Origin of the sequence: Nocardiopsis protaetiae, from assembly GCF_045446735.1 — a bacterium.
GTDB lineage: Bacteria > Actinomycetota > Actinomycetes > Streptosporangiales > Streptosporangiaceae > Nocardiopsis > Nocardiopsis protaetiae.
The window spans coordinates 1-237 of sequence record NZ_JBJJBV010000594.1 but is presented as its reverse complement, the minus strand read 5'-3'; the positions used below and the strand labels follow the sequence as shown (position 1 = coordinate 237).

At 74.7% G+C, this 237-nt stretch carries 1 protein-coding gene; it reads right to left on the bottom strand.

Translation table 11 applies throughout. From position 1 onward, the window contains the following. On the bottom strand, window positions 1–233 hold a 233-nt coding region (locus ACJOT3_RS34810), incomplete at its 3' end, for a DJ-1/PfpI family protein (RefSeq protein WP_406977359.1). Window positions 234–237 lie beyond the last annotated feature (4 nt).

Here is a 237-nt window from a genome sequence, read left to right as displayed (position 1 = left end):
CCCTCGCCCCCGGCCACCACCAGGGTGTCGATCCGCCCCACCTCCTCCAGCGCCACCGACGGCACCAGACCCAACCCGCTGGACGCCACCACCGCACTCCCGCCCAGCGACCCCACCCGCACCCGGTAGTCCGCCCCCGGCGCCCGGGACGCCCCCGCGAACACCTCCAGCGGCCCCGTCACATCCAGGCTCTGCACCCCGTCGAAGACGACGATCACGACCTCGTGTCCCATGCCC